Genomic DNA, 14,423 nt, shown 5'->3' on the forward strand with positions numbered 1-14,423 from the left:
GTGAAACATTGTGAAATCCAATCAAAGCCGGGAAATGTGGATGAAGCGATATTCCCGCCTTGCCAACAACCACACTACATGCACTCCGAAGACTAATATAGATGCCTTTGTTTAGGGAGATTGCAATAGATGAAAATCGCCATCTCTCGCTCTCAATTTCTGCTATTTTCCGACTTTCATTCGGCAAGTTATTCCATCCACATAATCGAGCCTGAGCAAATATGATTGCACACAATAATCCAAAAAAAGCGACGATTACGAGGGCAATATACATAGGTATTACCGATTAATTTAGTATCACAAAAGATTTTATGAAGGAGTAAAGCTGCAAAGATTATGATGCAGTCATTAAAGGCAAGAAGCCAATAAAACCCATCAATATCCCGGACTTCCAAAACTGCCTGAGTTTGCCGGATTGTTGCTGCTACTCGGACTTCCAGAGCTGTAGCCGGAGTTGCGCCCCGAATCTGCGCCTGAACCATTTGCGCCAACATTTGCACTTGAATTCTGGCTGGAGCCACTATTATTTGTGTTGCCGTAGGTTGCACCAAGGGTGCTTCCATACGCTCCCCAGGCGGAAGAAATGCTATTGGTTATGGAGTCCATGGTCTGCCCACTGATAGCAGTTGTTGCCGCGGTGCCTTCAACTCCAACGCCAATGCTTGCTCCAACCATTACAGCTGGACCACCTCGTACTCCAGAGACATTGCCAGGGTTACTAAGATCAATAGAAAGCGATCCAGAAGCTCCAACAATCCCAACGTTTGTCGTTGCCACTGGGTTTTTGTTCGTCCCTGTATTCAACGCTGTACTTGAAGCTCCAACGACAGGTCCACTACCGCCAAGATAGCCTCCAGTAACCTGCCCACTCCCATATACACCAACATTCAAATTCCCACGATCATCAAATCCAGCCACCACTGCGCCAGTGCCTTGCAGGCCTTGCCCCAAAGTGACTTCGCCAGTCCAACCCAGCATAACCGAACCACGTGTTGGCCCACTTGGTACGCGAGTAGATTCTATTCCCGGATACCCATTCGTACCCCACCTGTCATTAAATATTAATACACCATCCGTCGTGGGTAGAATACCCCCCTCCAATTGAAACCCGTAGGCGTAGCTGCCATTGTCACTGTAGACTGCGCCTGGCAATCCATATTGGGCTGATGTCAACATGTCCTGCAATGAGGGACCAGTGTTACCAAGATGCGTGTGTACATGGAATTGGGCGTTGGGATCATAGGTCGTTCGAATCGAGTTGGGTGAACCATCCTCCCAAAAAGAAATTCCCGTGGTGCCGCCCGAGCCTGTCAGCCAGAACCCCGCCTCGTTGCCACTGTTCAGCGTCTGGTCTTGAATCTGACCGACCCCCGCTACAAACGCCGGACCGTACTGGTTCGTGTCCAAGGCTGCGTTGGTGTTGTGCTGCTGATTGAGCACCACCTGCCCGCCCAGAGCAATGGCTGCACCGGCGTAGGGCCGCACATAGGCGGTCATGAACATGTTGCTGCCAGAGAGCACCCTCAGGTGCGCAAACGATTCGGCGCTCTGGTTGACGAAGAACACGATGCCCCCGCCCAGGCCACCGGCGGCCTCTTTGGCCGCCAGGAACTTGGGACTGGCTTCGTAGGAGTGGAACCCCCGGTTGAAGATTTTGCTGGATGAACTCGGGGACGTCTTGGCGATGTAGGCACCGCTGAGCGTGGATTGGTACCCCCCGGTACTGGCGTCCAGCAGAATCTGTTCATAGTGCGTGTGGTTGTCCGCTGGTGGGGCACCCGATATCAACCCTGTACCAGCGGTGTACGGGTTCGTCGGCGTGAGGTAGAGACGGCTCATGGCCAGCTCGCCCGGATCAGGTGTCACCACCATGGCGGCCTCGATGTTGGTGAGTGTGGCCTGCGTGAAGTTCGGGTCCACGGTGTTGGACACCGCCACCGCGCCCGTCGTCCACAACTTTGGGTTGAGCAGGTCGTGCAGCTCCTGATGCTGGTTGACATTGGTTCCACGCTGGTCCACCAGTTGTCCAAGGTGGTTGTAGTGATACCCACCGTACTGGGCCAGCGCCGTGGTGCTTGTTGCCAGCAGCGCCGCGGTCAACAACCACCGGCGTGGTGTTCGTTGCCTTGACCCCGCCTTTGCGTGCGTCTGGTCTTTCATGCTTTCCCCCTTCTTGTCGATGTGTCAGTTCTTGCCCAGCAAATGGCTGCGCTCAACGGGCGCGGCAGCGTTGTAGCTGGTCTTGCTGCCGTCCACGTCGGTGAAATCGACCAGCAGTCCCTGGCCCTGGCTGACGCGCTCGTTTGTGGTGATAGGGCCGGCCCACATGAGGTAGTGCTCGCGGTACCGCGACTACCGATTGGCCACCTGGGGGCGCATGATGAGGTTGCCCGCACGGTCGAAGGCGCTGATCTCGAAGCTGGTTTCTGCCTTGACGGTTTCGTTGTTGTAGACCAGCGCATCGAAGCGGCTGCGCACGGTGCCAAAGATGTCCACCGTGATGTAGACCAGCACCTCGGCGTTGGGGTCGGTCGGGGTGGTGGGAATGACGCCGCTGAACAGCAGGTAGTTGCGCACCAGCCCCATCAGCAGGCTGGCATCGCTCTTGGGCACGTTGAAGTTCTGGTAGTCGCCCAAGCCTTTGTATTGCAGTGTGGCAATGTGTTCGCGCCGGATGCCTTCGGTCACGCTGGTGGTTTCGCTGGGAGTCTGGCTGACCGTTTGGCGCTGGCTGTTGAAACCGCCCCGGGCGGTGCTGCCCCCGTTGTTGCTGCTGGTCGAGGTGGTGCTGCTGGAGCCGCTGTTGCTGCCGGTGCTGTTGTTGGTGCCGCTGCCGGTGGTGCTGGTGTCCTGGGTGTTGGTGCCGCTGCCGGTGGTGGCGTTGGTGCTGTTGTCGGTCTGGTTGAAGTTGCTGTTGGTGGCGGTGCCTCCGGTGGTGCTGGTGCTGGTGCCCGAGCTGGTGCCGGCGTTGGTGGTGTTGCTGGTATTGGTGGTGGTGCCGCTGCTGCTGGAGTCGCTCTGCTGGGTGCTGCTGCCGCTGTTGGTGTTGCTGCCGTTTTGCAGTGTAGTGCTGGCGGTGGTGGTGCCACCGCTGGAGCCGCTGTTGCTGTAGTTGCCACCCGATTCGGCCAGGTTGAACACTTGGAAGGCGCTGTTGGTGGTGGTCACTGGGCTGAGCACACTGCCCGCGCTGAACAAGAGGCCCGGGGTCCAGCGGCCACCCGACAGGCTGCCGCCGCCTTCGTCGGCCACCAGGTCGAACACCAGGGCTGCACGCTTACCCCTGAGCGCGGTGACGTCGATATCTTTGAGCGCGGCCCGGATGCTGGCCGACACCAGGCGTTGTTCGGTGGCAAAGCGTTTGCCGCCACCGTGGGCGGGGATGCCAGTCAAGGTGCCACAAGAGGCCAGCGCGAGGAGCGCAACCAGACCGAGAAAAACAATGGGCGCACGTTGCCCCACGCGAGAAGCGGATTCCATGAAACTCCCTGAAAACGAAAGACTTTTGGCCACCGAATGTGAACAAATTCGAGGCGATTGTTACAGTCGAAAACATTGGTCACGCATTCGATTGCGCTGGCGCGCAAATGGAGGGGAAATTTGTGCGGGAAGAACTACACGTCGAGCCTTAGTGACCGAATCGCTGGACGGGCCACGAAAAGACGGGTTCGAAAATCTCAGAGCGTCACCATGTCGACGCCGACCGCCATGGCGGTGCAGTGAGCTTTAGCTTCTGCAGCTGCGCTGGACCTGGCACGCAAGAACGAGTTCATGCCCTACCTGGAGCGCCTGCACCGCGAACTCGATATCACCTTGGTCTACGTGAGCCACGCGCTCGACTAGGTGGCGCGGCTAGGTAGCTGTGCGATAGAGCTGCGCAGCTCCGGTAACCTCGACGTTGAACGATTACTTCACCGGCAGAGTGACGGCCACTGTTGGCCGAAAGCACTGGCCCTGACAGACTCCACATAGCGGCCCTTGAAGGCGGCCGCCCCGGTGCCGGAGCAAAGGCCGCCTCCGATGACCACCTCAGATCTCCGTCAGTTCGGAGATTTCAAGAGCGTCGTCGACCTCGATACCCAGATACCTCACGGTAGATTCCAGTTTGGAGTGCCCGAGCAGCAACTGCACAGCTCGGAGGTTCTTGGTGCGTCGATAGATCAACGTCGCCTTGGTCCTTCGCATCGAATGGGTCCCGTATTCGGAACGATCCAGACCAAGTTCATCCACCCAGTGCCCAAGTATCCGAGCGTACTGCCGGGTCCCCAAATGAGGTGACTCGTGGAGCCGGCTGGGGAAGAGGAAGTCATCTGATTTCAGTGCAGCCTGCTTGATCCATGCCTGCAGGGCTTCTCTGGTAACCCCCGTGATCTCGAACTGGACTGGGCGCTTGATCTTGTGCTGCATGACGATGGCGCGCGTGGCCACTTGGTCTCCATGAGAAACGTCACGGACCTTAAGCGCGACGAGGTCGCATCCGCGCAGCTTGCTGTCAATGCCGAGGTTGCAGAGCGCGAGCTCGCGGATCCGCCCTTCCATCTGAAGTCGTACGCGTAGAGCCCAGATGTCTTTGACCTTGAAGGGCGCCTTTTGTCCAACGATCTTGCCCTTGTTCCACGGCTCGTGATGAACAGTATTTCCTGAGGTTTCCATGATGGTCTCCCATCGAGTTGAGGGTCCCAAAGCATGCGCTTGTGAGGTACCGACACACTGCGCTGCGTCAAGGCCGAAAAGCGCAGTCCACCGGCACAGGTAACTACGATTGAGCGCGGCGGCGAACCTGCGCTTTCGGAGGTGCAGCGGTCGCTCGACCCGTTCATCCTTGGAATGACTGATGGTCTCGGCTGCCGACATTCAGACGTGCTAGATCACCGACAGCAACCAGCCTGAAACTGGCATTGAGGACGAGAGAGCAGCGATGCAGCGATTGGAGTTGGCGGGTGCTGCAAGGCAGTGTCACGCGGATGGCCACGAAGCTGCTGTTGCTCCCGGTGGCCAGGGCTGGCCCGAATGGCGGTGGCATGAGGCACGGCGGTCACAGGGATCCGCGGCCCGGCTGGTGGGGGACAGGTCAAACACCCCCAATCAACCACGGGCGAGGGACGTGCGTCGTGCTTGCGAACATGGGTTGCCGTCCAAGCCAAATTATCGAGACTGGCTTTCGCTCGGTGGGCCGCCCCATACAGGTCAAGGACCTGGCGACGAGAGCAGCGACTGACCTTATTGTTTTTACGCACAGTGCTGGCGACCCTGCGCGGAACCCGACCCTGACGGAGACGATGGTCCCCGTCGGGATCATCTCGCGAGCGCAGGCAGGAACAACACCAGATCGGGGAAACACATCATGAGCGCCAGCACCACGAAGTCGGCGAACAGGAACCACATGATGCCCTTGAAGATGCCGGTGGTGGATATGAGGTTGCCCACCACGCCCTTGATCACGAACACGTTCATGCCCACCGGCGGGGTGATCATGCCGATCTCCAGCAGCTTGGTCAGGACCACGCCGAACCACACCAGGCTCAGTCCGGCCGAGTTGATGATGGGCAGCACGATGGGCAGGGTCAGCAGCATGGCGCCGATGGGTTCGAGGAACATGCCCAGCAACAGGTAGATGAGCACGATGCCCGCCAGCACCCAGACGATGTCGGCGTTCTGGCCGATGATCAGCTCCGAGATGTAGGTGCCCGCGCCGGACAGCGCCAGGAAGCGCTGCAGCAGGCTCGCACCGATGCCGATGATGAGCAGGCTGGTGGTGGTCAGCAGGGTCTCGAGGATGGCGTTCTTGAAGCGCTCCCAGGTCATCGACCGCGCGATCAGGGCCACGACGCACGAGAGCAAGGCGCCGATCGCGCCGGCCTCGGTGGGTGTGAACATGCCGCTGAACAGCCCGCCGAAGATGCCGATCATGACCAGCACGATGGGCCAGACGTCCTTGAGCGCCGCGATCTTCTGCGACAACGGGATGGCCTCGTTGACCGAGGGCGCCAGATCCGGGTTGAGCTTGACGCGCAGGATGATCACCAGGATGTAGCTCACCATGGTGACCAGCCCGATGGTCACGCCGCCCAGGAACAGGTCGGTGATGGAGGTCTGGGCGATGATCCCGTAGAGGATCATGATGATCGAGGGCGGGATCAGCGCGCCGATGGTGCCCCCCGCTGCCACGGTGCCCGTGGCCAGCTCGGCGCTGTAGCGCTGGTTCATCATTTCCGGCACGGCGATGCGCCCCATGGCCGCCGAGCACGCCACCGACGAACCGCAGACGGAAGCAAAGCCGGCGCAGCCCAGGATGCCGGAAATGGCCAGGCCGCCGGGTACGCCGGACAGCCACATGCGCGCCGCCCGGAACAGGCCCTCGGTGAGGCGGGTGTGGTAGCAGACAAAGCCCAGCAGCAGGAACATGGGCACCGAGCTGAGCACCCAGTTGGTCGAGAACTGGTAGGGGATCACCCCGAGGGCACCCCAGGCCACGTTCCAGCCCATCAGGTACCAGATGCCGGCGAAGGACACGGTGATCATGGAGACCCCGATCGGCACCCGCAGGGTGATGAGGGAAAGCAGCAGGCCGATGCCGATGAGGCCGACTTGTACGTCTGACATAGTGGGTTTTCCGTATCGTTCAGTCGGCGTCGGAGGTGGGTGCGGCGCGCTCGGTGTCCAGTCCGGACGCCTGCCCGGTCAGGTACACGATGAACTTGTAGGCCACGACCAGGAACATGAGCAGGCAGCCCAGAGGCAGCAGGAAGTAGGTCGGCCAGACCGGCAGGCTGTCCTCGCCCTGGACGATGGACGCCTTGATGCCGTACTTGCTGACGGCCTCTTCCCAGGAACGCAGGGTCATGAGTGCAAACACGGCCGCGGAGAACAGCAGCATCCAGCCGGCCAGGTGCCGCTGGACACCCTTGGGCATCTGCTCCGTGATCACCTCCACCGAGATGTGGGCCGACTTCTGCTCGGCGAACGCCAGCGGCATGAAGGCCGTGATCGCCATGTAGTAGTAGGAGACGATGGTGATGGTGCCCGGCAAGGGGTAGTTGAAGAAATTGCGCATCACCACGTCGAGCGTGATGTGGATCATCATGAGCGCAATGGCCAGGCCCGAGATCACGGTCATCGAGTCGATGACCCGGGAGAGCAGTCTGCCGAGTGTTTTCATAGCGGATGGGGTTGGACGGCCATTGCACCGGCGACCTGCGGCCTGCTGCACGCAGGCCGCACGTCCACCGTCACATGCCGTAGGTGTTCACGTCGACCTTGGAGAAGATTTCGTTCCAGTAGATGTCGGCGAGCTTCTCGCGGCTGTCCACTTTCTGGACCAGACCGACCCATTTCTCGAGCACCGGCCGGAACTGGGCCAGCATCTCCTCGCCACGCTTGACGCCGTGCGTCTTGGCGAAGAAATCGACGATGGTCTTCATGTCCTGGGTGGCGAATTCACGGGTCTTCTGCAGCAGCGCGGGATCGGCCTGGTGCACCTTGCCGCCCTTCTTGGTCACCATGGCCAGGACTTCCTTCTCGCGCTGGTGGTAGACGTAAGGGATGTAGGCGGGCATGACCGTGCCGGCGCGCAGCATGGCCTGGCGCTGCTCCTTGCTCAGGCTGCGCCAGACCTTGGTGTTGACCTGCGAGATGCCGGTGCCCGCAAAAATGCCGCCGGGCACGCCCACGGTCACGTCGCTGACGGCTTCCATCAGGCCGAGGTTGGTCAGCTCGGGGATCGACACGACCACGCAGTCCACGACGCCCTGCTTGAGCGCCTCCAGGGCTTCATTGGACGACATCGTCACCGGCTGCGCACCCATGGCACGGGCCCAGCGCGACCAGTGCGAACCGGCCACGCGCAGGCGCTTGCCCTTGAGCTCGGCTTCGTTGCGCACCGGCTTGCTGCAGTTGAGGTAGTAGGGTGAACTGCCGGCCGCGCCGGTGAACACCTGGTTCTGCTTGCCGAACTCGTTCATGCACTCGGGGCACTTGGTGAAGACGAACTCGGTCAGCGCGCCCACGTAGGCCATGCCTTCCTTGCCGCGCACGCGCTCGTCCATGGTGAGCAGCTGCATGGACGACTCGGCCAGCAGGTTGAAGTGCGGATACTCGGACGGGAAATAGGGGGCCAGCAGGTAACCGATGTCGGTGATGCCGTCGCGCAGGCCGGCGGAGGTCTCCGCGAAGTTCAGCAGGGACAGCGGATAGATCTTGACGTTGAGATCGCCACCGCTGAGCTTCTTGAGCGTGGCCGCGTATTCCTGACCCGCCTTGTCCGAATCGGAGCCGGGCGGGAAGCCCATCGCATAACGCAGATCGCGCGCCTGGGCACTCATCGAGCCCACCGCCAGCGAGGCGACTACAGCCCCGGTCACCAGGAGTTTTTTCATCAGTTGCATGGGAGATTCCTACATGGACGCCGGCACCAGACACCGGCAGAGAACGATCACGAACATGACAGCATGTCCAACACCAGACACACCGCAATGGTCCTTGACGCACCCCCCGTCCGTCTTGCGTCTATTGGCTGGAGGAGGGTCGGGTTTTACCGGGGTGTGCGCGCAAGGCGACCGACCACTGGGCGCAAGACATGCGCAGCCCCGCCCTCTAAGCTCATCGATCAACCTTGACCGGAACCACCATGTCCTCATCACCCGTCACCCTGAAATCCGAAGGCGCCATCGGCGTCCTGGTCATCGACAACCCACCTGTCAACGCGCTCTCGCCCGCCACCGTGCAAGGCCTGATCGACGGCCTGGCCGCGTTCGAGGCGCGGGCCGATCTCAAGGCCCTGGTGGTGCATTGCGAGGGCCGCACCTTTGTCGCCGGCGGTGACATTGCCGCATTCGAAGACCCGGCATTCAGCGCCGCGCCCTACAACGCCTTCCTGGCCAGGCTCGAGGCCTGTTCGCGCCCGGTGGTGGCGGCCCTGCACGGCACCGCGCTCGGCGGCGGCCTGGAGCTGGCGCTGGCCTGCCACTGGCGCGTGGCCAGCCCGGGCACGCGCGTGGGCCTGCCCGAGGTGAAGCTGGGGCTGATCCCGGGGTCCCTGGGCACGCAGCGGCTGCCCCGCGTGGCCGGTGCCGAGCGTGCGCTGGACATGATGCTCAGCGGCCGCATGGTCGGCGCACAGGACGCGCTGGCGGCCGGCATCGTCGACGAGATCAGCGAACGGGCGCCGCTGCAGGCCGCCCTGGCGCGGGCACAGGCGCTCGCGGAAGCCGGCGCCACACCGCGGCGCACCAGCGCCCTGACGGTCGACCCGTCATCCCTGCCCGGGGGTCTCCTCGACAAGGCGATGGCAGCCGCCAGGTCCAAGCCGCAGTACCCGGTGCACGAAGCCATCGTGTCCTGCGTGCAGGCCGCGGCCACCCTGCCCTTCGAACAGGGCGAGCGGATCGAGGCCGACTGGTTCGGCCGCGTGCTGCGCTCCGGCACCTCCAAAGCCATGCGCCACCTGTTCTTTGCCGAACGCGCCGCCGACAAGATCCCCGGCCTGCCGCGCGACCTGGCGCTGCGCCCGGTTCAGAAGGTGGGCGTGCTGGGCGCCGGCACCATGGGCGGCGGCATCGCGATGTGCTTCGTCAATGCGGGCTACGACACCGTGCTGGTGGAGGCCTCGGCCGAAGCCCTGGAGCGTGGCATGGGGATCATCCGCAAGAACTACGACGCCACCGTCAGCAAGGGACGCCTGAGCGCCGAGGAGCGCGACCGCCGCCTGGCCCGCCTGACGCCCTCGCTCAGGGACACCGACCTGGGCAGCTGCGACATCGTCATCGAGGCCGTGTTCGAGAACATGGCCCTGAAGCAGCAGATCGCGAAACGGCTGGGCGAGGTCTGCCGTCCGGGCGCCATCATCGCCACCAACACCTCGACCCTGGACGTGGACGCGATCGCGCAGGCCTCGGGTCGCCCCGCCGACGTGCTGGGCACCCACTTCTTCAGCCCGGCCAACGTGATGCGCCTGCTGGAGGTGGTGCGCGGCGCCCAGACCGCACCCGACGTGCTGGCCACGGTGATGCAGCTGGCCAGGCGCATCGGCAAGGTGGCCGCGGTCTCGGGCGTCTGCTATGGCTTCATCGGCAACCGCATGGCCGAGGTCTACATGCGCGAGGCCGAGTTCCTGCTGCTCGAAGGCGCCACGCCAGCGAAAGTCGACCAGGCGATCGAGAGCCTCGGCCTGGCCATGGGCCCCTGCCGCATGCTCGACATGGCCGGCATCGACGTCGGCGCCAAGACCGTGATCGAGTACGGGAAGGCCGGCGGCCTGCCGCCCGACCCGACCTACCGCGTGGTGGTCCGCAAGCTGTTCGAGCAGGGCCAGTTCGGCCAGAAGACCGGTGCCGGCTATTACCGCTACGAAGGCCGCACGCCGCTGGCCAACCCCGACACGCAGGCCACCTGCGATGCGCTGGCGGCGCAGCACGGCATCGCCCGGCGCGACGACATCAGCGACAGCGAGATCATCGAACGCCTGATCTACAGCATGGTCAACGAGGGCGCCCGCATCCTGGAGGAAGGCATCGCCTACCGCGCCAGCGACATCGACGTGGTCTGGACCGCCGGCTACGGCTTTCCCGACCACCAGGGCGGCCCGATGTTCCTGGCCGACGAACGCGGGCTGAAGCATGTGGTGGAACGCCTGGACCACTACGCCGCCACCCGCGGCAACCCTTTCGGCTACTGGACCGTGAGCCCGCTGCTGCGCCGCCTGGCCAGCGAAGGCGGTCGCCTTTCGCGGTCCTGACCTCCCGCGCCGTTCCTGATTCACAACCCCTATATGGAGCCATCATGAGAGAAGCCGTCATCGTGTCCACCGCCCGCACCCCCATCGGTCGGGCATACAAGGGCGCGTTCAACCACACCAAGTCACCGACCCTGATGGCGCATGCCCTGCGCCATGCCGTCGACCGCGCCGGCATCGATGCCGCCGAGATCGAGGACGTCGTCATCGGCTCGGTGCTGACCGCGGGCACCGCCGGCATGAACATCGCGCGCAACGCGCTGATCGCCGCCGGCCTGCCGCTGACGGTGGCTGGCCAGACCATGGACCGCCAGTGCGCCTCCGGCCTGATGGCCATCGCCACCGCGGCCAAGCAGGTGATGGTCGATGGCATGGACGTGGTCGCCGCCGGTGGCCAGGACAACATTTCCGCCGTGCAGAACGCCTACATGAAATGGGTCGCGACCGAGGCCGATCCGGCCGTGATCGCCAAGGCCGAACACGCCTACATGCCCATGCTGCAGACGGCCGAGTTCGTGGCCCGCAAGTACGGCATCAGCCGCGAAGCGCAGGACGCCTATTCGCTGCAGTCCCAACAGCGCACCGCCGCTGCCCAGCAGGCCGGCCGGCTCGATGCCGAGGTCGTCCCGATCACGACGCAGATGGCGGTCATGGACAAGGCCACCGAGCAGGTCAGCTACCGCGAGATCACGATCGCGCGCGATGAAGGCAACCGCCCCGAGACCACGCTGGAAGGCCTGCAAAGCCTCAAGCCGGTGCTCGACGGCGGCGTGGTGACCGCGGGCAACGCCAGCCAGCTGTCCGACGGCGCTTCGGCCTGCGTGGTGATGGACCGTGCCCTGGCGGAAAAGCGCGGGCTCTCGCCGCTGGGCATCTACCGCGGCATGGCCGTGGCCGGCTGCGCACCCGAGGAAATGGGCATCGGCCCGGTCTACGCCATTCCCAAGCTGCTGCAGCGGCATGGCCTGAAGGTCGGCGACATCGGCCTGTGGGAACTCAACGAGGCCTTTGCCTGCCAGGCCATCTACTGCCGCGACCACCTGGGCATCGATCCCAAGCTGTACAACGTCAACGGCGGCGGCATCTCGATCGGTCACCCCTACGGCATGACCGGCGCCCGCCTGGTCGGCCACGCCCTGATCGAAGGCAAGCGCCGGGGTGCACAGTACGTGGTCGTGACCATGTGCGTCGGTGGCGGCATGGGGGCGGCCGGCCTGTTCGAAGTCGCCTGATGGCGGCGAGCATGAGCGACGAACTCCGGCTCGAAACGCGCGGGCACGTGCGCATCTTCCACCTGTACCGGCCACAGGCCCGCAATGCCATGACGGGCTCGCTGGCGCAGGCCATCGCCGCCGCCATGGACGAGTTCGAGCACACGGACGGATGGCGCGTCGCCATCCTCACCGGTGACGGTGGCCATTTCTGTGCCGGCATGGACCTCAAGGCCTTCACCCGGGGCGAGCGGCCCTGGGACCCGGTGCGCGGGTTTGGCGGCCTCACCGAGCGCCCGCCGGCCAAGCCGGTCATTGCCGCGGTCGAGGGCTATGCGGTGGCCGGCGGTTTTGAACTGGCGCTGGCCTGCGACCTGATCGTCGCGGCCGAGAACGCCCAGTTCGGGCTGCCCGAGGTCCGGCGCGGCCTGGTGGCATCGGCCGGCGGCCTGATGCGCCTGCCCCGCCGCCTGCCCTACTTCCTGGCCATGGAGATGGCGCTGACCGGCGACCTGCTGCCGGCCCAGCGCGCCTGGGCCCAGGGCCTGGTCAACCGCCTCGCGCCACCGGGCCAGGCACTGGAGCAGGCGCTGGAGCTGGCCGGGCGGATTGCCGCCCAGGCACCGATGGCGGTGCGCACCAGCAAGCAGATCGTGGTGCGGTCGGCCACCTGGGCGGAAGATGACATGTTCGCCCGCCAGGCGCCGCTGGCCGATCCCATCGGCCAATCGGAAGATGCCCTGGAAGGCGCGCGCGCCTTTGCGGAGAAGCGCGCACCGGTCTGGCGCGGTTGCTGACCGGAGGAGGCCCGTCCGGATGCCCGGACGGGCAACCCGCTCAGGCGGCGGCCGGCTCGCGCAGCTTGTACTTGAGGATCTTGCCGGTCGGGTTGCGCGGCAGGGCTTCGACGATGCGCAGCTGCCTGGGCACCTTGTAGCGGGCCAGCCGTTCGCTGGTGAAATCGCGCATTTCATCCAGGCTCAGGCTGCAGCCCGGCTTGAGCGCCACCACCGCCACCACGGTCTCGCCCCATTGCGGATCGGGCGCGCCGATCACGGCCACCTCGGCCACGGACGGATGGGCATACAGGACGCTCTCGATCTCGGCCGGGTAGACGTTCTCGCCGCCACTGATGATCATGTCCTTGACGCGGTCGCAGATGTAAAAGAAGCCCTGTTCGTCGAAGTAGCCCACATCGCCGGTGCGGAACCAGTGGTCGTCGGCGATGGCCTGGCGGGTGGCCTGCGGCTGGTTCCAGTAGCCACGGGTGACGTTCATGCCGCGCACGCAGACTTCGCCGCGCTCCTGCGGCGTGTCGACCACCCGGCCGTCCGCGGCCACGATGCGCACGTCGGTCAGCAGCGGCGAGAAGCCGACGGAGCCGATCTTCCGGGCACCCCATTCGGAGGACAGGGCCGTGGCCATGGCGGCGGTCTCGGTCAGGCCATAGCCCTGCTGCACCAGGATGCCGCGCTGGTCCATGAGGAGCAGCAAGGGCTCGGGACAGGGCGCCCCTCCGCACATGATGAACCGCACCGAGCCGGTGTCGGCGCTGGCGAAGTCCGGGTGCTGGCTGATGAACAGCAGCATCGCCGGCACCACGAACATCGTGCTCACCCGGTACCGGGCGATGTCGCGCAGCGCCAGCGCCGGATCGAAGCTGCGGTGCAGGACGATGTGCGCGCCCTTGAGGAAGGTGGTGAGCGTGAGCACGTTGAGCGCGCCGATGTGGAAGATCGGCGCAAAGGTGAGCAGCACATCGTCGGGCCGCATGTCGAGCATCACCAGCTCGCTCACATGGTTCCACCAGAAGTTGCCGGCCGTGAGCATGGCCCCCTTGGGGCGGCCGGTGGTGCCCGAGGTGTACATGATGACCGCCACGTCGTCCTGGTGCGGCTGGTGCGCCTGGCGCACCGGTGTCGCGGCGGCCATGGCCGCTTCGGCCGATGGCCAGCGGGCGGCATCGTCGGCGTCGCCGAAGGCGCAGAGGTAGCGCGAGCAGCTGAGCCGGTCGCGCACCGCCCCGATCACGGCCATGTGGTCCTGGTCGACGATGAGGGTGTGGACGCCGGCATCGTTGATGATGTACTCGAACTCGGGTCCCGCCAGGCGGAAGTTCAGGGGCACATAGATGGCGCCGATCTTCGAGCACGCGAACAGCGCCACGAAGAACATCGGGTGGTTGAAGCCCAGGTAGCCCACGCGCGTGCCCGTCTGCACGCCACCGGCCTGCAGGGCGCCGGCCATGCGGTCGATGCGCTCGAGCATGTCGGCGTAGGTCCAGGTCTCGCCCTCGAAGGTCAGGGCCTTGCGCTGGCCGTCGCGCAGCGCCCGTTCCGTGAACCATTGGCCCATGCCGATCTTGGGCAGGGGTGCGGGCACGCCGCCGAATCCGTCGGTCAGCGCGTGTGGCGCGGTGGTGTTCATGCTGTCTCCTGGGTTTCTGTATTGGTTTCTGTTCTGGTTTCTGTTTCCGGGGGCGA

At 64.1% G+C, this 14,423-nt stretch carries 11 protein-coding genes; 3 read left to right on the forward strand and 8 right to left on the reverse strand.

Annotated elements, in window-relative coordinates:
- Window positions 1–375: 375 nt before the first annotated feature.
- From ACN5W5_RS07590 to ACN5W5_RS07620, 7 genes are all read right to left on the reverse strand, one after another.
- Window positions 376–2,160 carry a hypothetical protein gene (locus ACN5W5_RS07590; protein WP_420047919.1) on the reverse strand — a complete coding sequence of 595 codons (1,785 nt, stop codon included), beginning with the start codon at window positions 2,158–2,160 and terminating at the stop codon, window positions 376–378.
- A gap of 24 nt (window positions 2,161–2,184) precedes the next feature.
- Entirely contained in the window at window positions 2,185–2,328 is a 144-nt protein-coding gene (locus tag ACN5W5_RS07595; protein WP_420047920.1) for a hypothetical protein, read from the reverse strand.
- 24 nt (window positions 2,329–2,352) lie between these two features.
- Window positions 2,353–3,480, reverse strand: a complete 1,128-nt coding sequence (locus ACN5W5_RS07600; protein WP_420047921.1) for a hypothetical protein — start codon at window positions 3,478–3,480, stop codon at window positions 2,353–2,355.
- Between the two features lie 549 nt (window positions 3,481–4,029).
- Entirely contained in the window at window positions 4,030–4,653 is a 624-nt protein-coding gene (locus ACN5W5_RS07605; RefSeq protein ID WP_420047922.1) for a tyrosine-type recombinase/integrase, read from the reverse strand.
- Window positions 4,654–5,295: 642 nt separating this feature from the next.
- Window positions 5,296–6,603 (reverse strand): TRAP transporter large permease, encoded by a 1,308-nt coding sequence (locus ACN5W5_RS07610; RefSeq protein WP_420047923.1) that lies wholly within the window; start codon window positions 6,601–6,603, stop codon window positions 5,296–5,298.
- A 19-nt stretch (window positions 6,604–6,622) separates the two neighbouring features.
- Window positions 6,623–7,159: a TRAP transporter small permease gene (locus ACN5W5_RS07615; protein WP_420047924.1), complete on the reverse strand. Its 537-nt coding sequence runs from the start codon at window positions 7,157–7,159 to the stop codon at window positions 6,623–6,625.
- Window positions 7,160–7,229: 70 nt separating this feature from the next.
- Window positions 7,230–8,384: a C4-dicarboxylate TRAP transporter substrate-binding protein gene (locus ACN5W5_RS07620; protein ID WP_420047925.1), complete on the reverse strand. Its 1,155-nt coding sequence runs from the start codon at window positions 8,382–8,384 to the stop codon at window positions 7,230–7,232.
- 242 nt (window positions 8,385–8,626) lie between these two features.
- Here ACN5W5_RS07620 and ACN5W5_RS07625 point away from each other — a divergent pair, with 242 nt between their 5' ends.
- Genes ACN5W5_RS07625 through ACN5W5_RS07635 form a run of 3 tightly spaced genes read left to right on the forward strand, consistent with a single transcriptional unit; the run spans window position 8,627 to window position 12,737 of the window.
- Window positions 8,627–10,732: a 3-hydroxyacyl-CoA dehydrogenase NAD-binding domain-containing protein gene (locus tag ACN5W5_RS07625; RefSeq protein ID WP_420047926.1), complete on the forward strand. Its 2,106-nt coding sequence runs from the start codon at window positions 8,627–8,629 to the stop codon at window positions 10,730–10,732.
- Between the two features lie 44 nt (window positions 10,733–10,776).
- A complete protein-coding gene (locus ACN5W5_RS07630) occupies window positions 10,777–11,961 on the forward strand; it encodes an acetyl-CoA C-acyltransferase (RefSeq protein WP_420047927.1) in 1,185 nt (394 codons plus the stop codon).
- An 11-nt stretch (window positions 11,962–11,972) separates the two neighbouring features.
- Window positions 11,973–12,737, forward strand: a complete 765-nt coding sequence (locus tag ACN5W5_RS07635; RefSeq protein ID WP_420047928.1) for a crotonase/enoyl-CoA hydratase family protein — start codon at window positions 11,973–11,975, stop codon at window positions 12,735–12,737.
- 40 nt (window positions 12,738–12,777) lie between these two features.
- On the opposite strand, the gene ACN5W5_RS07640 is transcribed toward ACN5W5_RS07635, so the two are convergent.
- The gene (locus ACN5W5_RS07640; protein WP_420047929.1) at window positions 12,778–14,367 is read right to left on the reverse strand and encodes an acyl-CoA synthetase; all 1,590 of its coding nucleotides are present in this window, start codon (window positions 14,365–14,367) and stop codon (window positions 12,778–12,780) included.
- Between the last annotated feature and the right edge of the window lie 56 nt (window positions 14,368–14,423).

This window comes from Hydrogenophaga sp. ZJX-1 (assembly GCF_048590325.1).
GTDB lineage: Bacteria > Pseudomonadota > Gammaproteobacteria > Burkholderiales > Burkholderiaceae_C > Hydrogenophaga.